This is a genomic window from Microbacterium tumbae (assembly GCF_054780175.1).
In genome coordinates, this window is record NZ_BAAGWV010000005.1 from 44,687 (window position 1) to 65,214 (window position 20,528).

Consider the following 20,528-nt stretch of genomic DNA (forward strand, 5'->3'; position numbering starts at 1 on the left):
ACCGCACCATCAATGAGAGGAACCCCATGTTCATCAAGAAGAGCCGCATCGCCGCGTCCTTCGCCATCACGTCCGTCGCGGCGCTGATGCTCGCCGGCTGCGGCGCCGGCGATCCGAACGCGAACACCGAAGGCGATGACGGCGGCGCCGAGCGCATCACCATCGGCGTCAGCGTCTACGACATGTCGTCCTTCGTCACCGAGGGCAAGGAGGGAATCGAGCGCTACGCCGACGAGAACAACATCGAGATCCTGTGGAACTCCGCCGGCCTCGACGTCAACACCCAGGCGAGCCAGGTGGACCAGTACATCACGGCCGGCGTCGACGCGATCGTGGTGATCCCGGTGCAGGCGGACTCGCTGCAACCGCAGATCGCGGCGGCGAAGGCCGCCGACATCCCGTTCTTCGACGTCAACGCCTCGCTGAACAGCGAGGACCTCACCGGCTCGGTCCAGCCGGACGACGTCGCGGCCGGCGAGCAGGAGGCGCAGATGATGATGGACGCCCTCGGCGGCGAGGGCAACGTCATCATCCTGCAGGGGCCGCTCGGCGGCTCGGGCGAGATCAACCGAGGCAAGGGCATCGACAACGTCCTCGCCGAGAATCCGGGCGTCACGGTGCTCGCCAAGGACACCGCGAACTGGAAGCGCGACGAGGCCGTCAACAAGGTCAGCAACTGGATCTCGGCCTTCGGCGACGACATCGACGGCGTCATCGCCCAGAACGACGACATGGGCCTCGGCGCTCTGCAGGCGCTCAAGGAGGCGGGCATGACGGACGTGCCGATCGTGGGCATCGACGGCATCGCCGACGGCCTCGAGGCCGTCAAGAACGGCGACTTCATCGGGACCTCGCTGCAGAACGGCACCGTCGAGCTGTCGGCCGGCGTCGCGTATGCCGCCGCGATCGTCCGCGGCGAGGACGTCGTGGAGAACCCGATCTACCTGATGCCCGCCATCACGAAGGACAATGTCGACGAGGCCATCGCGCACGTCGTCACGGAGCGGGAGGACTTCCTCGCGCAGCTCACCGAGATGACCAACGCCAACCTCCTCTCCGGCAACATCGCCTTCGAGGGGCTGACCGGTCAGGAGCAGTAAGGCTTCTTCCCAGGCATCGGATGCCCCGGGCCACGGTTCGCGCCGTGTCCGGGGCATCCGTGCGCATGGGCGCCGACGCGCCCAGCGTGTGAGAACTTGTGAGAACGGGTCGTGTTCCTAGAATGGACCTGTGAAATCGCTCGCGGCCGAAGAACGCTGGAGCTGGCTCCTCGCCCAGCTGCAGGAGTCCAAGGCGATCTCGCTGAGCGACGCCGCCCAGGCCCTCGACGTGAGCGAGATGACGGTGCGCCGCGATCTCACGGCCATGGAGGAGCGCGGCATCGCGCGCCGCGTGCGCGGCGGCGCCGTCTACGCCGGCCCCGTGAGCTTCCAGGGGCGCGAGCGCTCCCATGTGGAGGAGAAGGCGGTCATCGCGGAGAAGCTCCTGCCGCTCGTCCCGACCGGCGGCGTGATCGCGATGGACTCCTCGACGACGATGAACCGGCTGGCCCAGGTGGTCGTCGGCGCAGAGGATCTCACCATCGTGACCAACGGACTGCTGACCTTCCAGGCGCTTCAGGATCGGCCGGGCGTGACCGCCATCCTCACGGGGGGAGAGTCCGATCGCCGCTCCGACTCCCTCGTCGGGCCGGTCGCGACGGCCTTCCTGGAGAACATGCGCTTCTCCGCCTTCTTCGCCTCGGCGGCGGCGGTGGACGAGCGCGCCTCCTATGAGGACACCCTCGAGGAGGCCGAGGTCAAGCGCGCCTTCGCGAGATCGTCCGCCCGCGTCGTGCTCGGGGTGCACAGCGAGAAGCTCGACGACGTGGCCACGGCCGCCGCCGTGCTGCTGGATCGCATCGGCGTGCTCGCCACCGAGCTGTCGCCGGAGTCCGCCGACCTCGCGGCCTACCGGCGGATCCTCCCCACCGTCCTCTGAGCGCCGGCGGGGTCCTGCGCGCCGAGTTCCCGGCGCCTCTCCTCGGTGTGACGCTCGCCATTTCTAACACGACTTGACATTGCTTCACATAATGTAACATCCTGAGGGGACGACAACCCACGAAGGAGTGTGTTCAGATGAGCAGGCGCCCGGCGATCGAGATCACCGTCTCGGACATCACCAAGGTGTACCCCGGTGTGCGCGCGCTGAACGGCGTCTCCCTGGAGCTGCGTCCCGGCGAGGTGCACGCGATCGTGGGGGAGAACGGCGCGGGCAAGTCCACGCTCATCAAGGTGCTCGCCGGCGCCATCGAGCCGACGGACGGCGTCATCACCGTCGACGGCGTCGACCACGAGCGCCTCACGCCCGCGGCCGCGCAGGAGCTGGGCATCGCCGTGATCTATCAGGAGTTCACGCTCGTCCCGACGCTGAACGCGACCGAGAACGTCTTCCTCGGCCACTACATCCGCCGCGGTCCGGTGCTCGACCGCAAGCGGATGCACGCCGAGGCGGGGCGCCTTTTCGAACGGCTGGGCGTGCGGATCGACCCGCGCCGCCTGGTCGGAGAGCTGACGACCGGATACCAGCAGATCGTCGAGATCGCCAAGGCCCTCTCCCGCGACGCGCGGCTGCTCATCATGGACGAGCCCTCGGCGCCGCTCACCGCGAGCGAGGTGGAGGCGATGTACGGCGTCGTCGAGGCCCTGCGCGCCGAGGGCATGACGATCGTGTACATCTCGCACCGCATGGAGGAGATCTTCCGGCTGGCCGACCGCGTCTCCGTGCTGCGCGACGGACAGTACATCGCCACGCGCGACATCGCCGAGACCTCCCGGCGGGAGCTCATCAGCCTCATGGTCGGCCGCGAGCTCACCGAGGGATACCCCGAACGCGCCTTCGCGCCCGGTGAGGTCACGCTCCGCGTGGACGGGCTCACCGGCAACGGGGTCCGGGACATCCGCTTCGAGGCCAGGGCGGGGGAGATCCTCGGGTTCGCCGGGCTCATCGGCGCAGGGCGCACCGAGCTCATGGAGGTGCTCTTCGGCGCGAAGCCGATCTCCTCCGGCGAGGTGACCCTGCACGGTCGATCGGTCGTGTCCCGCTCCCCGATCCAGGCGATCGGCAACCGGATCGCGCTCGTGCCGGAGGACCGCAAGCGCCACGGGCTGGTCCTCCCGTTCTCGATCCAGCAGAACGTCACGCTCCCGCAGCTGGCGAAGAGGCTCTCGCGGGCGACGGTCGTCTCGCCGCGCGCCGAGCGCGAGCTGACCGAGGCCTACATGGCCGACCTGCGGATCAAGGCCCCGGGACCGGCCACGATCGTCGGGAACCTCTCCGGCGGGAACCAGCAGAAGGTCGTGCTCGCGAAATGGCTCGCCATGGAGCCGGAGGTGCTCATCTTCGACGAGCCGACACGAGGGATCGACGTCGGAGCCCGTGCCGAGATCTACCTCATCATGAACCGCCTCGCCGAGGCCGGGAAGACCATCCTCATGATCTCGTCCGACATGGAGGAGCTCATCGGGATGGCCGACCGCATCGTGGTCCTCCGCGAAGGCGTCCAGGAGGGCATCCTCTCCCGGACCGACATCACCCCAGAGGCCGTGCTGGCCCTCGCCGCCCAAGGAGACATCGAATGACATCCGCGCTGCTGCCCCGAGTGAAGGAGCTCGGGATCCTGCTCGTCTTCATCGTGCTGGTGATCGCGTTCAGCCTGATGACGCCGCACTTCCTCGACCCGACGAACATCCTCAACATCGCCCGCCAGATCGCCACGCTCGGCATCTGCGCCGTCGGCTTCTCGTTCGTGCTCATCACCGGCGGCATCGATCTCTCCATCGGCTACCAGATCTCGCTCAACGTGGTCGTCACCGGCATGCTCATGGCCCAGTTCGGAGTGCCCTGGGGAGTCGCCGTCCTCATCGCCCTCGTGCTGGGCACGGCGGTCGGACTCCTGAACGGGCTCATCATCACCCTGACGGGGGTCGCGCCCCTCATCGTGACGCTGTCGATGATGATGATCCTCAACGGCGTGAGCTACCTGCTCTCCAAGGGGCTGCCGATCTTCGGATTCCCGGCCGGCTTCTCGATGCTCGGCCAGGGCGCCATCGCCGGCATCCCGGTGTCCGTGTACGTCCTCGTGCTGGTCTGGGCGATCGGTCTCTTCATCCTCAACAAGACCTATATCGGCCGCTACTTCTACGCGATCGGCAACAACGTCGAGGCTGCACGCCTCTCGGGCGTGAACACCCGCAGGACGATCATCCTGGTGTACGCGCTGTGCGGCTTCTTCACCGCCATCGGCGCCGTGCTTCTGCTGTCGCGCCTGAACTCCGCGCAGTCGGCGACCGGCGCCGGATTCGAGTTCAGCGTCCTCACCGCCTGCGTGCTCGGAGGCATCAGCGTCATGGGAGGCCGGGGGAGCCTCTTCGGCGCCTTCGTCGGCGTGCTCATCGTCGGCGTCCTCGACAACGGCCTCGTCCTGTTGAACGTCAGCGAATACGTGCAGCTGGTCATCAAGGGCGCCATCCTCCTCGCCGCGGTGATCTACGACGCCATGTCGAAGAGCTCCGGCGGGCGCCGGGCGCAGATCGGCGGCGTCCCCCTCGTCCCCGCGAAGGCCGGCTGAGCCGGTCCGCGCATCCGCATCACCCCCCATCACACCCGAAGAAAGGACTTCACTGTGAAGAAGAAGAAGATCGCCCTGCTCGCGGCCTCCGTCGCTGCGGCCGCGCTGCTGTTCACCGGCTGCACCACCATCCCCGAATCGGAGGGACCCGCTGGGTCGGAGACGCAGAACGACAGCGTTGGCATCACCTTCTCCGATCTCAGCAACCCCGTCTGGGCCGAGCTCGTCCAGGAGGCCCAGGAGTACGGCTCCGAGAAGGGCCTCACGGTCAACTACGTCGACGCGGGCAACGACTCCGCCACCCAGGTCACCCAGATCGAGAACTTCATCCAGCAGGGCGTCGGGACGATCATCGTCTGCGCGGTCGACGCGAAGGCCCTGGTCGACGTGACCCAGCGGGCGCAGGACGCCGGCATCAAGGTGGTCGGCTACACGCAGGTGCTGGAGAACTACGACGCGCAGTACCTCGTGGACGCCTACAACACCGGCTACGCCAACGGCGAGGCCGCGGCGAAATGGATCAACGAGAACTTCGACGCCGACGAGACCGTCCCCTGGGCCCTGATGGACCTGCCGCGATTCCCGGAGATCATCGAGCGCGCGGACGGCATCAAGGAGGCGATCGCCGAGCTCGCGCCGAACGCGGAGCTCGTCGCGACCGCTCCCGCGCTGACGGCGGAGGACGGCGTCGCGAACGCGGAGAACTTCCTGCAGGCCAACCCCGGTCTCAAGGTCATCGCCACGATCGGCGGCGGCGGCGCCGTCGGCGGCAACGAAGGGGTCAAGTCGGCGGGCATCACCGACTACGACTCCTTCGGGCTCTTCGGGATCGACGCGACCGAGAACGAGATCCAGAACATCATCAACGGCGACCCGCAGAAGTCCACCGTCAGCCTCGGCGGCGGCAAGGCGCACGGCCGCACGCTGATCGACATCACCCTCGACCTGCTCGCCGGCGAGGACGTGGAGAAGGATCAGTACATGCCGATCACGGTGATCGACTCGTCCAACGCGCAGGAGTACTACGACGAGGTGTTCGGCGGCTGACCCGCCCGGCCGCCCGCCTCGGCGGGCGGCCGATCCCCCTCATCACGAACCGCGGACCGCCGCGGACGGAAGGACAGCATCATGACGAGAGTGCTCGCCGCCGGCGATCGCTTCATCCGCTCCGCGCTCCTTCGCGCCGAGCTCGAGACCGCCGTGCCCAAGGGCATCGACGTCGCCGAACTGGAGTTCGCCTGGCCGGACGAGCCGTTCGGCAGCGTCGCGGAGGTCGACGAGGCGTCCGGCACCGAGGACGGGCTCATCGCGGCGCTCGCCGGCGCGACGGCGATCGTCACGCAGCTCGCGCCGCTCACCGAGCGGGTCATGGACGCCTCTCCCGACCTCCGTCTCATCGCGGTCTCGCGCGGCGGCCCGACCAACGTGAACGTCGCCGCGGCCGCCGAGCGAGGGATCAGGGTGGCGAACGTGCCGGGGCGCAACGGCGTCGCCACGGCGGAGATGACCGTGGGCCTCGCGCTCGCCCTCATGCGCAGGATCCCGCTCGCCCACGACAGCCTGCTGGCCGGCGCCTGGCGCGGGGACCTCTACCGCTCCGACGCCGTCGGCCGCGAGGTCGCGGGCTCCGTCGTCGGCCTCCTCGGCGCCGGAGCCGTCGGCTCCCATGTCGCCAAGGCGTTCGCGGGCATGGGCGCGCGGGTGCTGGTGTTCGACCCCTACCTCGCCCCCGGCTCGCTCGCCGAGGGGCTCGAGCTCGTCGACTCGGCGGACGAGGTGTTCCGGCGCAGCGACCTGGTGTCGGTGCATGCCCGCCTCACCCCGGAGACCGCGCACATGGTGCATGCCGGTACGATCGCGCGTATGAAACCAGGCGCCCTGCTCGTCAATGCCGCTCGCGGAGGGCTCGTCGACTACGACGCGGTCGCGGCGGCGATCGAGGACGGGCGCCTCGGCGGAGCGGCCTTCGACGTGTACCCCGAGGAGCCCGTCGACTTCGACCATGCGCTGTTCCGCCTTGCGCACGAGGGCAAGGACGTCGTCCTCACCCCGCACATCGCCGGGGCGAGCCAGGAGACCGCGGTCCGCGCGGCGCGCGGCGTCGCGGAGGAGGTCCGGCGCTTCCTCGCCGGGGAGCCGGCCCTGAACCCGCTGACCGATCCGTCCCGCGTGACGTCGTCGTGACCGAGGCTCTGCTCGGCATCGACGCCGGGACGAGCTCCGTCAAGGTCGTGGCGACGGACCTCACCGGCCGCCGTCTCGCCGACCGTTCCGTCCCGTATCCCACTCGGACGGACGGGACCGGCGCCGAACAGGATGCCGGCGACTGGTGGCGGGCCCTCCGGGAGGCGCTGGCCGGCGTGCTCCCCGGTCTGCGGGTGGCGGCGGTCGCCGTCACCTCCCAGGCGCCGACGTTCGTCGCGGTGGATGCCGACGGGCATCCGATCGGGCCCGCCCTGACCTGGCTCGATCGCCGCGCGACGGCGGAGGCGCGGCGCATCGCCGAGATCGTCCCCCGCTCGCGCAACGGCGCCGATCCCTATTTCGGCACCGCGAAGCTCGCGTGGCTCGCCGCGCACCGCCCCCAGACGCTCGCCGACGCCGCGGCCGTGCTGTCCACGAACGGATATCTGGTGCGCCGGCTCACCGGCGTCTCGGTGCTCGATGACAGCACGGCGTCCCTCATGCAGGGCTTCGACGAGAAGCTCGGCGACTTCCCCGCCGGACTGCGCGATGCCGTCCCCGCGCTCGACGCCCTTCCCCCGATCGTGCCCTCCGACGCCGTCGTGGGCGCCGTGACCGCTGCGGCGTCACGGGAGTCGGGTCTCCCGGAGGGCATCCCGGTCGTCGCCGGGGGGATCGACGCGATCGGCTCGGCGCTCGAGGCCGGCGCCTTCGCACCCGGCGATCCACTCGTGGACATGACCGGGTTCTCCAGCGTGACCATGCTCGCCGTGCCGGCCGGCACCGCCGTGCCGGGATTCATCCACTCCCGTCACTGCCTCCGCGGCACGGACCTGCTCATCACCGCGCAGGTGACCGCCGGGGCCACGATCGACTGGGTGAACGGGCTGAATCCGCACGAGGATCTCCGTTCGGCAGCGGCGATCCTCGCCAGGCAGCGCCCTGGACGGATCGTCATGGTCCCCAGCCTCGCGGGCGAGCGGACGCCGTCCTGGAACCCCTCGGCGCGAGGGATCGTCGACGGGATCGATCTCGCGACGGACGGCACCGATCTGCTCCTGGCCGCCATGGAGGGCAATGCCCTCGCGCTGTCCCGGGACGTCGAGGCGCTCCGCGCGCACGGCTTCGGCGTCGACCGGATCGTCAGCACCGGGGGAGGCGCCTCGTCGGACGCCTGGCTGCAGATCAAGGCCGATGTCCTCGGCGTCCCCGTCCTGCGTCCCGCCAGCGGTCATGGCGCCGCGCAGGGCGCGGCGATGCTCGCCGGTCTCGCCAGCGGCCTGATCTCCTCGGTGCGGGATCTGCACCGCACCTCGAGCGAGATCGAGGCGGAGTTCCGTCCCGACCCGGTGAGGCACGAGGCGTACGCGGCCTCGCGGGAGCGCTTCGCGCTGCTCGCCGCGCTCAACGAGGCGCGGCGGGTCTGAGGCGCGCGGCGGTCAGGCGGACTCCGCGAGCGCGGTGAGGCGCGCGGCCATGCGCTCGATCGACCGTGTCGCCGCCGCCTCGTCGGGACGGTTCAGGTGCCCGTGCTCGGTGCCCGGCTCCACGGAGACGTCGATCTCGCGCCCGGCGTCGGCCAGGGTGCGGGCGAACGCCTCGCCGGAGACGCGGAGCTCGTCTGCATCGCCGTTGATCATGAGCGTCGGCGGGAACTGTGCGAGATCCGCCGCCGTCGCCGTCCCGGGGATCGCGATGAGGGGCGCGCCTTCGACGGATCCGCCGAGATAGTTCTCGTACATCCGCAGCACGGCATCCGGCCCGAAGCGATCGGCCCCCGGGTCCGCGTCCAGAGCTGCGCGCAGGGCGGCGTCCGGGACGGGCTGCACGGCGAGGAGCGTCGGATACGCCAGGACGACGAGGGCGGGAGCCGCGTCCGTTCCGGCGAGACGCAGCGCGGCGCCGGCGGCGATGTTGCCGCCCGCGCTCGCTCCGCCGATCGCGATGCGCGCCGCATCGACGCGGAGCTCGGCGGCATGCGCGAGCGTCCACCGCCAGGCGGCGACCATGTCGTCCGAGGCCGCGGGGAAGTGCGCGCCGTCGCGCGCGGGCACTGCGGGGACGTGTCCCGCCGGGGTCGGGGCGAGCCGATAGTCGACCGAGATGACGGTCGTTCCCCGCGCGGCGATCTGTCTGGCGACCCAGTCCGCCTCCGGCATGTCGAGATCCCCGGCCAGGAATCCTCCGCCGTGCGCCCAGACGAGGCCGGAGCCGTCCGGCACGGAAGCGGGGTAGATCCGGACGAGGCCATCGGCCGCGGGGCGGGGGTCGATCACAGCATCCATCCTGTCGTCTCGCACGGTGAGGCGGTGCGGCGGTGCGCCGGGGACGCGGGGATCGGCATCCCACGCCCCCGGCGGGTCTCTCGGTCAGGCGCCCCAGCCGGCCTGGACTCCGCCGACCCTGTCGGCGGCGATCTGCTGCTGGTACCCGGAGGCCGCGTAGGCGGCCATCGGGTCGGAGGCGAGGCCCCTGGACTCGCGCCACTCGGCGAGAGCGGGGCGGACGTCGGTGTAGAACGCGTCCATGAAGACCGCGTTCGCCGCGAGCACGTCGCCCGACCGCTGGGCCGCCGTGAGCGCTTCGCCGTCCACGAGCAGCGCACGGGCGGTCATCTCCTGGACGTTGAGCACGCTGCGGATCTGGCCGGGGATCTTGTCCTCGACGTTGTGGCACTGGTCGAGCATGAAGGCGACGTCCGGGCTGTTCAGTCCTCCGCCGCGGACGACCTCGAAGAGGATGCGGAACAGCTGGAAGGGATCGGCCGCGCCCACGATGAGATCGTCGTCGGCGTAGAAGCGCGAGTTGAAGTCGAACGAGCCGAGCTTTCCGAGCCGCAGCAGCTGCATGACGATGAACTCGATGTTCGTGCCGGGCGCGTGGTGACCGGTGTCCAGGCACACGAGCGCCTTGTCGCCGAGGGCGCTGACCTGTGCGTAGGAGGTGCCCCAGTCGGGCACGTCGGTGTGGTAGAACGCCGGTTCGAAGAACTTGTACTCCAGGACGAGGCGCTGCTCGTCGCCGAGACGCGCGTAGATGGTCTCCAGCGACTCGTGCAGGCGGTCCTGGCGACCGCGCATGTCGGCCTGGCCGGGGTAGTTGGAGCCCTCGGCGAGCCAGATCTTCAGATCGCGGGACCCGGTCGCGTCCATGACGTCGATGCAGGCGAGGTGGTGATCGATCGCCTTCTGCCGGATCGCGGCGTCCTCATGCGTCAGCGCGCCGAACTTGTAGTCGTCGTCCTGGAAGGTGTTCGAGTTGATCGTGCCCAGCGTCACGCCCAGATCCTCCGCGTGCTTGCGCAGGTCGTCGAAGGAGTCGACGAGGTCCCACGGGATGTGCAGCGCCACGGTCGGCGCGAGCGCGGTGTACCTGTTGACCTGCGCGGCGTCCGCGATCTTCTCGTAGGGGTCGCGCGGGGTGCCGGGCGTCCCGAAGACCTTGAACCGGGTTCCCGAGTTGCCGAACGCCCAGCTGGGCAGCTCGATGGCCTGCTGTTCGAGGGCGGCGAGGTTCTCTGCGGACAGGATGCTCATGACTGGTCACTTTCTGATGGTGCGGATGCGGCGGCGGAGAGCTGCTCCGCCAGGTTGAAGACTTCGGCGAGAGGCGTCGCCGCCTGATCGGGGCGTCCGTCCAGGTCGAGGAAGAACCGGCCCATCTCGGCCTCCCAGCGTCCGGCGATCTCTGAAGCCGCGAGGTAGGCCCGGGCGGCCGCATCGTCGTCGGTCTCGTAGTAGCCGATGAGGCGGCCGCCGTCTCCGAGGAACAGCGAGTAGTTGCGACGGCCGGAGGCGGCGATCTCGGCGAGCATCTCCGGCCACACCGGCGCATGGCGCGCCAGGTACTCGTCCAGCAGCTCGGGGCGCACCTGCAGCTGGAAGCAGACGCGGGTGGGGGAGGTCATCGTCGACAAGCTCCTCGGTCTGGGAAGTGAATCGTTTCAAGGGTAGTGCGGCGCGGTCGATCGCGCAACATCGGCGCGCAGGCTGTACGGTTTCCCTGCATCGGACGGATGCCGCCGCGAGGCCACGACGCGAAGGAGCGCACATGGATCATCAGGAACGCGCCTTGGCGGCGTACGTCGATCAGGTCGCCGCGTCGCCGGACACGCTCGGCGTGGTGCTGGTCGGCTCCGTGGCCCGCGGCACGGAGCGCGAGGACTCGGACGTCGACGTGTACCTCGTGGTCACGGCGGAGGCGTTCGCCCGCTCCGCGGCCCAGGACCGCTGGGCCTGGGTGGACCGCAGGGGGCAGGACTACCCCGGCTCCTACATCGATGTGAAGCTCACCGATCCGGACTACCTCCGGACCGCGGTGGAGCGCGCGGACGATCCGACCAGGGCCTCCTTCGCCGGTGCGCGCGTCGCCTTCAGCCGTCTCGACGGGCTCGCACGGCTCGTCGAGGACATCGGCGTGCTCGACGAGGCGGCGTGGGCGCAGCGCATCCGGTCGCACGTCGCCCAGGTGCACCTGCACGGAGGGTATTTCCTCCGCCAGGCCGAGGAGCACGGCGATCCCTTCCTGCTGAGGCACGCCGCCGTCCACGCCTCGCTCGCCGCGGCGCGCGCGGCGTTCGCCTCCGCCCATCGGCTGATGCCCGGTCCGAAGTACGTCCACCGGCTGGTGCGCGAGGTGCCGAGTCCCGAGGGGTTCGTGGCGGCCTGGGACCGTCTCGTCGCAGAGCCGGGCACGGCCGCCGCGAACGCGGTCATCGAGATCGTCGACGACTGGCTCGGCCGGGGTCAGACGCGTCTCGACTCGCTCTCCGTCTTCATCCGCGACAACGAGCTCGCCTGGCTGCGGGGCACGATCCCCGCCGAGTACTTCTGACACCTCGCTCAGCCCTTGACCGCTCCGCTGGTCATGCCGGCCACGATCTGCCTGTTGAAGAAGACGTACATCACCAGCGGCGGGATCGTGATGAGCAGGATGTTCATGAACAGCAGGTTCCACTGGTTCAGCGCCTGGCTCTGGAAGTTGTAGAGCGTCAGCTGCACCGTGACGTTCTCGTCGCCGGGGAAGAAGTACAACGGGCCGGTGAAGTCGTTGAACACCGCCACCGACTGCACGACGATCACCGTGACGGCCACGGGCTTGAGCAGCGGGAGCACGACCGTGAAGAACAGTCGCAGGGGGCCGGCGCCGTCGATCACCGCCGCCTCGTCGAGCTCCCGGGGGATCGTCGCGATGAACGCCCGGAAGAGGAGGATGCAGAAGCTCAGGCCGAAGGTCGCCTCGATGAGGATCATCCCCGGCATCGTCTTGAACAGCCCGATGCCCTGCAGCACCCAGATCGTCGGCACGACCGCAGGCGGGACGATGAGCCCGGCGAGCACGAAGAGGTTGATGAGATGGTTCCACCGGGACTTGCGGCGCTGCAGGATGTACCCGACCATGGCCGCGAACACCACCATGATCGCCACGCTCGCCACGGTGAGGATCGTGGAGTTGACGAAGGCCCGCACCACCATCCAGTTGCGCGTCTCCAGGACCGTCATCACGTTCTCCCAGAGGTACCAGCCCTGCTGGGGGAGCGAGAACTCGAACAGCGAGGACTCCTGGCTGTTCTTCGCCGCGGTGAGCAGGATGAACAGGAACGGGACGATGAAGACCACGATCGAGACGAGGATCGCGACGACGCCGACCGCGTAGCGCGTCAGGAATCTCCGCGGGGTCAGCGGTCGCCGGTCGCCGCGGGCGATCCTCGCTCTTCCGGCGCCTGCGGTGGTGATGGTGCGCGTGACGCTCATGCGTCCACCTGCCTCTTGTTCAGGATGTACTGGATCGGGACGATGATGGCCGTGACCACGAGGAACAGCACCACGTTGCCGGCGGTGGAGAGGCCGAAGAACCCCGACTGGTACTGCTTGTAGATCACCGATGCGATCACGTCGCTGGTGAAGCCGGGGCCGCCCTTGGTCATCGCCCAGATGAGCTCGAAGGAGCGCAGCCCGCCGATCAGCGAGAGCAGGATGACCGTCGCCGTCGCCGGCTGCACGAGCGGGAGGGTGATGCTGCGGAACCGCTGCCATGCCGACGCCCCGTCCACGCGGGCCGCCTCGAAGTACTCCTGGGGGATGGCGACGAGGCCGGCGATGTAGATGAGCGTCGCGATGCCCACGCCCTTCCAGACGTCGACGAGCGCGACCGACATCAGCGCCCAGGCCGGGTCGGTGAGCCAGGCGGGACCCGTGATCCCGAGGGTGGCGAGGGTCTGATTGATGAGCCCGTCGAAGGGGTCCATCAGCACCTTGAAGGTGATGCCGACGCCGATCGTGGAGACCAGCACCGGGAAGAAGATCGTCGAGCGCAGGTAGCCGCGGCCGAGGATGGAGCCGGTCAGCAGCAGCGCGAGCGCGAGGCCGAGGACGACCTTGAGGCCCGACGTGACGAACCCGTAGATGAAGGTGTTCACGAAGCCCTGGACGAGCATCGGCTCGGAGAAGAACTGGATGTAGTTGTCGAAGCCGATGAAGACGGCGTCGGAGAGGTTCCAGCGGGTGAGGCTGAAGTAGAACGAGGCGAAGGTGGGCGCCGCGAAGAGGATGACGTAGAGCAGGCCGGACGGGATGTAGAACCACGTCGGATACGAGCTCGACATGCCCTTGCGCGTGCGTCGGCGGACGGATGCCGGTGCTGCGGTGGCTGTCAATGGACTCTCCCTCGAGTCGGATGGATCAGAAGCGGTGCGGGTCCGCGGGTCGCGGACCCGCACCATGGGTTCAGCGGACGGTCACCAGCCTTCGATGCCGAGCTGCTGCGCCTGCTTCTTCACGTCCTCGTCGTAGAGGGCTGCGGCGTCCTTCGCCGGGCGGATCCCGGAGCCGACCTCGACGGTGAGCTGCTCGAGGGCCGGGCCCTTGATGGGAGACAGGAACTCGAGGGCCGGAGCCGTCTCGTCCGCGTCGAAGTAGGCCTGCATGTCGTCCAGCAGCGCCGGGGCGTCGTCCGGCAGGGTGCAGGCCGACGTGGCGTACGGCCCGCCGGGGGTGAGGACCTCGTTCTGGATCTCGCAGCCGGCGGGCGAGTTCACGAACTCCAGGAACTTCTTGGCCGCGTCGAGCTTGGCGCCCTCCGTGGTCTTCGGGATGTACAGCGCGTTCGGGAGCCACACCGTCAGGCGGGTGTCCTCGGCGTTCTGCGCCGGAAGGGCGAACACGCCGATGTCATCGACCTTGTCCGGGTAGTTCTGCTGGATCGCCGAGACCGCGTTGGTGAGGATGGGGTAGTGCGCGCCCTCGCCGTTCGCGAGCTTGGCGAGCGCCTCGTCGTAGAGCGTGGAGGCGAAGTCCTCGTTGAACCAGCCCGCCTCGCCCGCCTCCTCCTGGTTGAGGAAGCCCTGCAGGCCCGGCTCGTCGACGTACTTGCGGTTCCCGGCCGTGTACTCGTCCGCCCAGTCCGGATCCTGCGCGAGCACGTTGCCGAAGTCTCCGAGCACGAAGAGCTGGCTGGTCCAGGTGTCGCCGTACGACTGGATGACGGCGTCCTTGCCCGCTGCCTCGATCGCGTCGTTGTTCGCGGCGAACTCGTCCCAGGTGGCGGGCACCTCCAGGCCGAGCTCTTCGTAGATGGGCTTGTTGTAGAAGACGGCGCCGGCGAACGAGGTGCCCATCGGGGTTCCGTAGAGACCGTTCTGGCCGGAGACGACGGTCTTCATGTTCTCGTCCAGGTCGGCGACCCAAGGCTCGTCGGAGAGATCGACGAGGAAGCTGTCCGGCTGCAGGCCCTGCAGCTGCGACCCGGAGTTGTATCCGAAGAGATCCTCCATCTCGCCCGTGTTGAGCTTGGTCTTCATGAGGTTGTCCCCCTCGCCGCCGCCGGGCTGGGTCACGACGGAGATCGTGATGTCGGGGTTCTCCTCGGTGAAGGCGGCGCCCAGGGCCTCGAGCGCCTCCGCGCTCTCCCCGGAGTCCGCTATCAGGGCGGTGAGCTCGATCTGTCCGCCGTCGGCGCCGTCTCCGCCGCCGGTGCCGCAGGCGGCGAGAGGGAGCGCGAGAGCCGCCACGCCGGCTGCGGCGAGGAGAACCCTTCGAGTGCGGGTGCTGTCCATCCTTTACCTCCATGTAAAAGCTGACTCTTGGTTGCGTTCTCGACGTCGAGAGCGCAATGATGTTGAGTGGAAGCGGTTGAAACCATTCAACTCTCCGTAAGGTACGACGATCCGGGACGAGAGTCAACGGTCGTCGGCGAATTGACTCGTGACGCGATGACGCGCCACCGGAAGGACGAAGCCATGGCGGCAGCCCCTGATCCCACGCTCTCCGACGAGCGGACCCGTGTCGTCTCGCTGCGCTCGCAGCACGGCGAGGGACTTCTCGGAGTCCCTGGCCGCGGCGTGCGGCTGACGTGGCGCACCGAGAGCAGCAGGGACGGCGCGACTCAGCTCGCGTACCAGCTCGCCACGGGCCCCGCCGGTGCCGAGCTTGCGCCGGGCGAGGTGGTCGAATCGGCGGAGTCCGTCGCGATCGCGGCGGGCGATCTCGTGCCGGGCGAGCGGCGCGGCTTCGCCGTGCGGGTCGCGACGGAGGCGGGCTGGTCCGCGTTCGGCGAGGAGCTCGTCGTGGAGGCGGGGCTGGACGGCGCGGGCCTGGCGGCGGCCGTCATCGGCATCCCCAGCGAGGTGGAAGGCCCAGCCGTGCTGCTGCGCCGGGCCTTCGTCGTCGATGCCCTTCCCGAACGAGCGCGCCTCCGCCTCAGCGCGCTCGGCCTGGTGAACGCCTGGATCAACGGCCGGCCCGCCACCGACGCGCAGCTCACACCGGGCTGGACCTCGTATCGGGAGCGCGTGCTGCTGGACACCCTCGATGTCACCGGCCTGCTGAGCGAGGGGGAGAACGTCATCGTGCTCGAGGTGGGCGACGGCTGGTACCGCGGCCGGATGGGTTTCGCGAACCGCACCGGGATCTACGGCGACCGCTCCGGCGCCCTCGCGCAGATCGACACGGAGGACGGCATCCTCGTGGCGACGGACGGGAGCTGGCGGGGCGGCTTCGGCGCGGTCCGGGCCGCGAGCATCTACGACGGGACGACGATCGACCTGCGCGAGGCGCTCGTCGACGTCCACAGCGCCGGGTTCGACGACTCCGCATGGGCCGCAGTCGAGGTCATCGCCTCCGACCTGGCCCGTTTCGAGCCGCGCTCCGCGCCGCCCGTCCGGGTCGTCGCCGAGCGCGAGATGGCCCGCACCGACCGGGACGGCGCCGTGCAGTTCGACGCCGGACAGAACGTCTCCGGCTGGGTCCGGCTCGTCGTCCGCGGGAAGGCGGGCGACGAGATCATCGTGCGGCACGCCGAGATCCTCGAACCCTCCGGCGCCCTCCACACGGCGGCGCTGCGCACGGCGAAGGCGACCGACCGGTACATCCTCGACCGCGACGGCGAGCACATCCTCGAGCCGCGCTTCACGTTCCACGGCTTCCAGCACGCCGAGGTCGCGGGCCCTGTCGAGATCGTCTCCGCCACCGCGGTCGCGATCTCCAGCGACCTGCCCGCCCGATCGAGCTTCCGCTCGGCGTCCGCGGCGCTGGACCGGTTCCACTCGAACGTGTTCTGGTCGCAGCGGGACAACTTCGTCTCGGTGCCGACCGACTGCCCGCAGCGCGACGAGCGCCTCGGCTGGACGGGGGACGCGCAGGCGTTCGCCGCGACCGCCAGCACGCTCATGGACGCTGAGGCGTTCTGGCGCAGCTGGCTGCGCGATCTCGAGATCGATCAGACCGACGAGGGCGGGGTGGCCTCGGTCGTCCCCGACATCATCCGCTTCGAGGACATGCGCATGGGCGAGGGCCCCGTCGACAACATGGGCAGGGCGGGGTGGGCGGATGCCGCGACGATCGTGCCCTGGGCCGTGTACGAGTCCAGCGGCAGCGACGAGGTGCTCCGGCGGCAGCTGAGCAGCATGCGACGGTGGGTCGAGCACCTGCGCCGTCGCGCGGGCGACGACCTCGTCCTGCCCACCGAGCCGTTCCAGTACGGGGACTGGCTCGATCCCGATGCGCCGGGGGAGCGTCCGTGGGAGGCGAAGGTCTCCAGCGACTACGTCGCGAACGCGTTCTACGTGCACTCCGCGCGGCTGCTCGCCCGTGCGGAGAGGATCGTCGGCGACGCCGTGAAGGCGGAGGAGTACGCCGCGCTCGCCGACCGGGTGGCACAGGCCGCCTGGGAGCGCTGGGGAGCGGATGCCGTCCGCACCCAGACCGGTGCGGCGCTGGCTCTGGAGTTCCGGATCGCTCCCGACGCCGAGCGCACGGCGATCGCGGACGGGCTCGCGGCATCCGTCCGGGCCGAGGACGGCCGGATCTCGACCGGCTTCCTCGGCACGCCGCTCGTCCTGTTCGCGCTCTCGAACCATGGGCACCTCGATGAGGCCTACCTCATGCTGCTGCGCCGCGAGGCGCCCAGCTGGCTCTACCAGGTCGATCGCGGTGCGACGACGGTCTGGGAGCGCTGGGACGCGATCCGTCCCGACGGGAGCATCCACTCCGGCGACATGGACGCCGGGTCCGGCGACGAGGGCGGCAGCATGCTGTCCTTCAACCACTACGCCTACGGTGCGGTGATCGACTGGGTCTACCGCACCGTCGCCGGGATCGCGCCGGCCGAGCCCGGCTACCGACGCGTGCGCATCGCACCGCGACCCGCCGTCGGCCTGGCGCACGCGGCGGCGTCCCTCGACACGGCGTACGGCCGGCTCGCGATCGACTGGCGGCTGGACGGGCAGGACCTCAGGGCGACCGTCGAGATCCCGTTCGGGACGACGGCGGTCCTCGACCTGCCGGTCACGGACGCCTCGGAGATCACGGTCGACGGCGGGGCGGCATCCCGCATCCTGACATCGGGAGCCCACGAGCTCGCGGTGACGGCGGCCGCCGTCGCCCGGCCCGAGACGAGAACGCAGCGAACGGACAACGGAGAGAGGCAAGGCGAATGACCCTGACAGTCGCGCGCGTCGATGTGGACGCGCCCTACGGCAGTGATGCGACCGCGACCGCGACCCCGAGCATCGGGTGGGCGACGGAGACCGACACCGCGGGATGGATCCAGGCGGGTGCCGAGCTGGAGCTCGACGGTCGGGGAGGTGCGGAGTCGGTGGTCGTCGACGGCAGGGCATCGGTCAGGCTCGTCTGGCCGTTCCGGCCGCTGCGGCCGAGGGAGGAGGTCCGGCTGCGCGTCAGGGTGACCGGCTCCGACGGCATCCGTTCCGAGTGGAGCGCGCCGCGGCGGATCGTCGCCGGCTTCCTCGCGGACGGGGAGTGGCTGGCTGAGACGATCGCCGTCGCCGCTCCTGCATCGCACGCCGAGCCCGCCGTGCTGCGGCGCACTTTCGCCGTGGGCGGCGAGGTGCGCAGGGCCACGCTCTACGCGACGGCCGTCGGCGTCTACCAGGCCGCCGTGAACGGCGCCGATGTCGACGACCAGGTGCTCAAGCCGGGCTGGACGCCGTTCCACACCCGCACCGTGCACGAGACGACCGACGTGACGTCCCTGCTCGTGGCGGGGGAGAACGCGCTCTCCGTGCGGCTCGCCGGCGCGTGGGCGACCGAGCGCTTCGGCTTCCGCGAGAACGCCGAGTCGGTGTACGGCAATCAGCCGCGCTTCGCCGCGCAGCTGCTCGTCGAGTACGCCGACGGCCGTGCGGAGCTCATCCGCACCGACGGATCCTGGGAGAGCGCGCCCGGACCTCTCACGGCGAGCGGCCTGTACGCGGGCGAGGACTACGACGCGCGCGTCGCGGCATCCGCCTGGGCGCCCGTCGCCGTCGTCGAGGACCTGCCCGTGCCGGGGGCGAGGGTGTCGCCCTTCGTGCGCCGCATCGAGGAGGTCGGGGTCGCCTCGGTCCTCACGACCCCCTCGGGGAGGACCGTCGTCGACTTCGGGCAGAACCTCGTCGGCCGCCTGCGCATCCGGGTGTCGGGAGAGGCGGGCACGGTCGTGACGCTGCGGCATGCCGAGGTGCTCGAGCACGGCGAGCTGGGCACCCGTCCGCTCCGCGCCGCCGCGGCCACCGATCGCTACACCCTTGCCGGAGCCGGCGTCGAGGAGTGGGAGCCGGAGTTCACCTTCCACGGCTTCCGCTACGCCGAGATCGAGGGGTGGCCCGGCGCGTTCGATCCCGCCGATGTCGTCGCCGTCGTCGTGCACAGCGACATGGAGCGCACCGGCTGGTTCGACACCTCGCACGCCCTCGTCCGGCAGCTGCACGAGAACGTCGTCTGGGGCCTGCGCGGCAACTTCCTCTCCGTGCCGACGGACTGCCCTCAGCGCGACGAGCGTCTGGGCTGGACGGGCGACATCCAGGTGTTCGCGCCGACCGCGAGCTTCCTGTACGACGTCCGCGGATTCCTCGACTCGTGGCTGCGCGACCTCGAGATCGACCAGGTCGACGGCGTGGTCCCCTTCGTCGTCCCGAACGTCCTCGGCGACGCGCGTCCCGCAGCCGCGTGGGGCGATGCCGCGGCCGTGGTGCCGTGGGTGCTGCACGAGCGCTTCGCCGACGTCGACACGCTGGAGCGCCAGTACGACAGCATGAAGGCGTGGACGGATGCGATCCTCGCGCTGTCGGGGGAGCGCCGGCTCTGGGAGGGCATGTTCCAGTTCGGCGACTGGCTCGACCCCGACGCCCCGCCGGAGTACCCCGCCAAGGCGAAGACCTCGGCCGACATCGTGGCGACCGCCTCCGTGTTCCGCTCCGCGGATCTGACCGCCCGCTCGGCGGCTCTGCTCGGTCGGGAGGCGGACGCCGAGGAGTACTCCCGCGTCGCGGAGGAGGTGCGGCGGGCGTTCCTCGCCGAGTACGTGACCCCGGCGGGACGGATGATGTCGGATGCGCAGACCGCATACTCGCTCGCGATCGTCTTCGACATCGTGGAGCCGGAGCGCCGGCAGGCGCTCGGCGACCGGCTGGCCGAGCTCACGAGGCTGAGCGCGTACCGGATCGGCACCGGCTTCGTCGGCACGCCGATCATCCAGGACGCGCTGACCCGTACGGGTCATCTCGACACCGCGCGGCGACTGCTGACCCAGACCGAGAACCCGTCCTGGCTCTATCCCGTGACGATGGGGGCGACGACGATCTGGGAGCGCTGGGACTCGATGCTCCCCGACGGCACCATCAACCCGGGCCAGATGACCTCCTTCAACCACTACGCCCTCGGCGCGATCGCCGACTGGCTGCACCGCACGGTCGCCGGCCTCGCACCCGCCGCACCCGGCTATGCGCGCATCGCGATCGAGCCGCATCCGCTGGAGGGGTTCGACTTCGCCGAGGCGTCCCACCGCACCCCCTATGGCGAGGCGCGGGTGCGCTGGGAGCGCGACGGCGGGCGGATCGTCGTCGACGCCGTCGTGCCGGCGAACACGGAGGCGGATGTCGTCCTGCCCGACGGGCAGCGGCACAGCGTCGGATCGGGCGCGCACCGGTGGACGTCGTCCGCGCCCGCGGAGTCCGCGGCGCCCGGCGAGGTCGGCTTCGCGTCGAGCCTCGCCGCCGTCATCGACGACCAGGAGGCGTACGCCGCGATCCTCGAGGTGCTGAGCGAGCTCCGGCCGGCCGTCGTGTCGGACTTCCGCGACAGCACGGAGTGGAGCGATCGCCTCACGCTCGGCGATCGGCTGCTCCGCGTGACCGGGGCCGAGGCGCGGGACGCCGTCGCGGAACGACTCGCCGCCCTGAGCGCGCAGCGGGCCGAAGCCCGGTCGTAGGCCCGGACATGCCGTACACTCGCGGAAAACA

Annotated in this window: 16 protein-coding genes; 10 read left to right on the forward strand and 6 right to left on the reverse strand. The window is 70.1% G+C overall.

Annotation, left to right across the window (positions count from 1 at the left end; translation table 11 throughout):
- Positions 1–26: 26 nt before the first annotated feature.
- The 7 genes from ACYVGQ_RS17870 (at position 27) to ACYVGQ_RS17900 (ending at position 8,220) form a co-directional block, all read left to right on the forward strand.
- Positions 27–1,100: a substrate-binding domain-containing protein gene (locus ACYVGQ_RS17870; RefSeq protein WP_460786036.1), complete on the forward strand. Its 1,074-nt coding sequence runs from the start codon at positions 27–29 to the stop codon at positions 1,098–1,100.
- Between the two features lie 130 nt (positions 1,101–1,230).
- A complete protein-coding gene (locus ACYVGQ_RS17875) occupies positions 1,231–1,980 on the forward strand; it encodes a DeoR/GlpR family DNA-binding transcription regulator (protein ID WP_460786037.1) in 750 nt (249 codons plus the stop codon).
- A gap of 137 nt (positions 1,981–2,117) precedes the next feature.
- Positions 2,118–3,620, forward strand: coding sequence for a sugar ABC transporter ATP-binding protein (locus ACYVGQ_RS17880; protein ID WP_460786038.1), 1,503 nt, complete (start codon positions 2,118–2,120; stop codon positions 3,618–3,620).
- Positions 3,617–4,609, forward strand: coding sequence for an ABC transporter permease (locus tag ACYVGQ_RS17885; RefSeq protein WP_460786039.1), 993 nt, complete (start codon positions 3,617–3,619; stop codon positions 4,607–4,609). Before ACYVGQ_RS17880 ends, ACYVGQ_RS17885 begins: the two co-directional genes overlap by 4 nt.
- Before the next feature lie 54 nt (positions 4,610–4,663).
- The gene (locus tag ACYVGQ_RS17890; RefSeq protein WP_460786040.1) at positions 4,664–5,656 is read left to right on the forward strand and encodes a sugar ABC transporter substrate-binding protein; all 993 of its coding nucleotides are present in this window, start codon (positions 4,664–4,666) and stop codon (positions 5,654–5,656) included.
- 81 nt (positions 5,657–5,737) lie between these two features.
- Positions 5,738–6,793 (forward strand): 2-hydroxyacid dehydrogenase, encoded by a 1,056-nt coding sequence (locus ACYVGQ_RS17895; RefSeq protein ID WP_460786041.1) that lies wholly within the window; start codon positions 5,738–5,740, stop codon positions 6,791–6,793.
- Positions 6,790–8,220, forward strand: coding sequence for a xylulokinase (locus tag ACYVGQ_RS17900; protein ID WP_460786042.1), 1,431 nt, complete (start codon positions 6,790–6,792; stop codon positions 8,218–8,220). The genes ACYVGQ_RS17895 and ACYVGQ_RS17900 overlap by 4 nt, the downstream gene beginning before the upstream one ends.
- Before the next feature lie 12 nt (positions 8,221–8,232).
- Here the strand turns inward: ACYVGQ_RS17900 and ACYVGQ_RS17905 are convergent, their stop codons facing one another.
- The 3 genes from ACYVGQ_RS17905 to ACYVGQ_RS17915 form a co-directional block, all read right to left on the reverse strand.
- The gene (locus tag ACYVGQ_RS17905; protein WP_460786043.1) at positions 8,233–9,078 is read right to left on the reverse strand and encodes an alpha/beta hydrolase; all 846 of its coding nucleotides are present in this window, start codon (positions 9,076–9,078) and stop codon (positions 8,233–8,235) included.
- Positions 9,079–9,162: 84 nt separating this feature from the next.
- A complete protein-coding gene (gene rhaI / locus ACYVGQ_RS17910) occupies positions 9,163–10,329 on the reverse strand; it encodes an L-rhamnose isomerase (RefSeq protein ID WP_460786044.1) in 1,167 nt (388 codons plus the stop codon).
- Positions 10,326–10,700: an L-rhamnose mutarotase gene (locus ACYVGQ_RS17915; RefSeq protein ID WP_460786045.1), complete on the reverse strand. Its 375-nt coding sequence runs from the start codon at positions 10,698–10,700 to the stop codon at positions 10,326–10,328. Before ACYVGQ_RS17915 ends, rhaI begins: the two co-directional genes overlap by 4 nt.
- A gap of 143 nt (positions 10,701–10,843) precedes the next feature.
- Between ACYVGQ_RS17915 and ACYVGQ_RS17920 the strand changes: the two genes are divergently transcribed.
- On the forward strand, positions 10,844–11,626 hold the full coding sequence (locus ACYVGQ_RS17920) for a nucleotidyltransferase domain-containing protein (protein WP_460786046.1): 783 nt from the start codon (positions 10,844–10,846) through the stop codon (positions 11,624–11,626).
- Between the two features lie 8 nt (positions 11,627–11,634).
- Here ACYVGQ_RS17920 and ACYVGQ_RS17925 read toward each other — a convergent pair whose 3' ends face one another.
- From ACYVGQ_RS17925 to ACYVGQ_RS17935, 3 genes are all read right to left on the reverse strand, one after another.
- Positions 11,635–12,546 carry a carbohydrate ABC transporter permease gene (locus ACYVGQ_RS17925; RefSeq protein ID WP_460786047.1) on the reverse strand — a complete coding sequence of 304 codons (912 nt, stop codon included), beginning with the start codon at positions 12,544–12,546 and terminating at the stop codon, positions 11,635–11,637.
- Entirely contained in the window at positions 12,543–13,397 is an 855-nt protein-coding gene (locus ACYVGQ_RS17930; RefSeq protein WP_460786148.1) for a carbohydrate ABC transporter permease, read from the reverse strand. Before ACYVGQ_RS17930 ends, ACYVGQ_RS17925 begins: the two co-directional genes overlap by 4 nt.
- A gap of 132 nt (positions 13,398–13,529) precedes the next feature.
- Positions 13,530–14,846, reverse strand: coding sequence for an ABC transporter substrate-binding protein (locus ACYVGQ_RS17935; protein ID WP_460786048.1), 1,317 nt, complete (start codon positions 14,844–14,846; stop codon positions 13,530–13,532).
- A gap of 183 nt (positions 14,847–15,029) precedes the next feature.
- Here ACYVGQ_RS17935 and ACYVGQ_RS17940 point away from each other — a divergent pair, with 183 nt between their 5' ends.
- Both ACYVGQ_RS17940 and ACYVGQ_RS17945 read left to right on the forward strand, forming a co-directional pair.
- A complete protein-coding gene (locus ACYVGQ_RS17940) occupies positions 15,030–17,726 on the forward strand; it encodes a family 78 glycoside hydrolase catalytic domain (RefSeq protein WP_460786049.1) in 2,697 nt (898 codons plus the stop codon).
- Positions 17,723–20,497: an alpha-L-rhamnosidase gene (locus ACYVGQ_RS17945; RefSeq protein ID WP_460786050.1), complete on the forward strand. Its 2,775-nt coding sequence runs from the start codon at positions 17,723–17,725 to the stop codon at positions 20,495–20,497. Before ACYVGQ_RS17940 ends, ACYVGQ_RS17945 begins: the two co-directional genes overlap by 4 nt.
- Positions 20,498–20,528 lie beyond the last annotated feature (31 nt).

Excerpts from the sequence above, each read along its gene's own strand:
- ACYVGQ_RS17870 (WP_460786036.1), top strand. The coding sequence starts at position 27 with ATGTTCATCAAGAAGAGCCGCATCGCCGCGTCCTTCGCCATCACGTCC.
- ACYVGQ_RS17880 (WP_460786038.1), top strand. The coding sequence starts at position 2,118 with ATGAGCAGGCGCCCGGCGATCGAGATCACCGTCTCGGACATCACCAAG.
- ACYVGQ_RS17885 (WP_460786039.1), top strand. The coding sequence starts at position 3,617 with ATGACATCCGCGCTGCTGCCCCGAGTGAAGGAGCTCGGGATCCTGCTC.
- ACYVGQ_RS17895 (WP_460786041.1), top strand. The coding sequence starts at position 5,738 with ATGACGAGAGTGCTCGCCGCCGGCGATCGCTTCATCCGCTCCGCGCTC.
- ACYVGQ_RS17905 (WP_460786043.1), bottom strand. The coding sequence starts at position 9,078 with ATGGATGCTGTGATCGACCCCCGCCCCGCGGCCGATGGCCTCGTCCGG.
- rhaI (WP_460786044.1), bottom strand. The coding sequence starts at position 10,329 with ATGAGCATCCTGTCCGCAGAGAACCTCGCCGCCCTCGAACAGCAGGCC.
- ACYVGQ_RS17915 (WP_460786045.1), bottom strand. The coding sequence starts at position 10,700 with ATGACCTCCCCCACCCGCGTCTGCTTCCAGCTGCAGGTGCGCCCCGAG.
- ACYVGQ_RS17920 (WP_460786046.1), top strand. The coding sequence starts at position 10,844 with ATGGATCATCAGGAACGCGCCTTGGCGGCGTACGTCGATCAGGTCGCC.
- ACYVGQ_RS17925 (WP_460786047.1), bottom strand. The coding sequence starts at position 12,546 with ATGAGCGTCACGCGCACCATCACCACCGCAGGCGCCGGAAGAGCGAGG.
- ACYVGQ_RS17930 (WP_460786148.1), bottom strand. The coding sequence starts at position 13,397 with ATGTCGAGCTCGTATCCGACGTGGTTCTACATCCCGTCCGGCCTGCTC.
- ACYVGQ_RS17935 (WP_460786048.1), bottom strand. The coding sequence starts at position 14,846 with ATGGACAGCACCCGCACTCGAAGGGTTCTCCTCGCCGCAGCCGGCGTG.
- ACYVGQ_RS17940 (WP_460786049.1), top strand. The coding sequence starts at position 15,030 with ATGGCGGCAGCCCCTGATCCCACGCTCTCCGACGAGCGGACCCGTGTC.
- ACYVGQ_RS17945 (WP_460786050.1), top strand. The coding sequence starts at position 17,723 with ATGACCCTGACAGTCGCGCGCGTCGATGTGGACGCGCCCTACGGCAGT.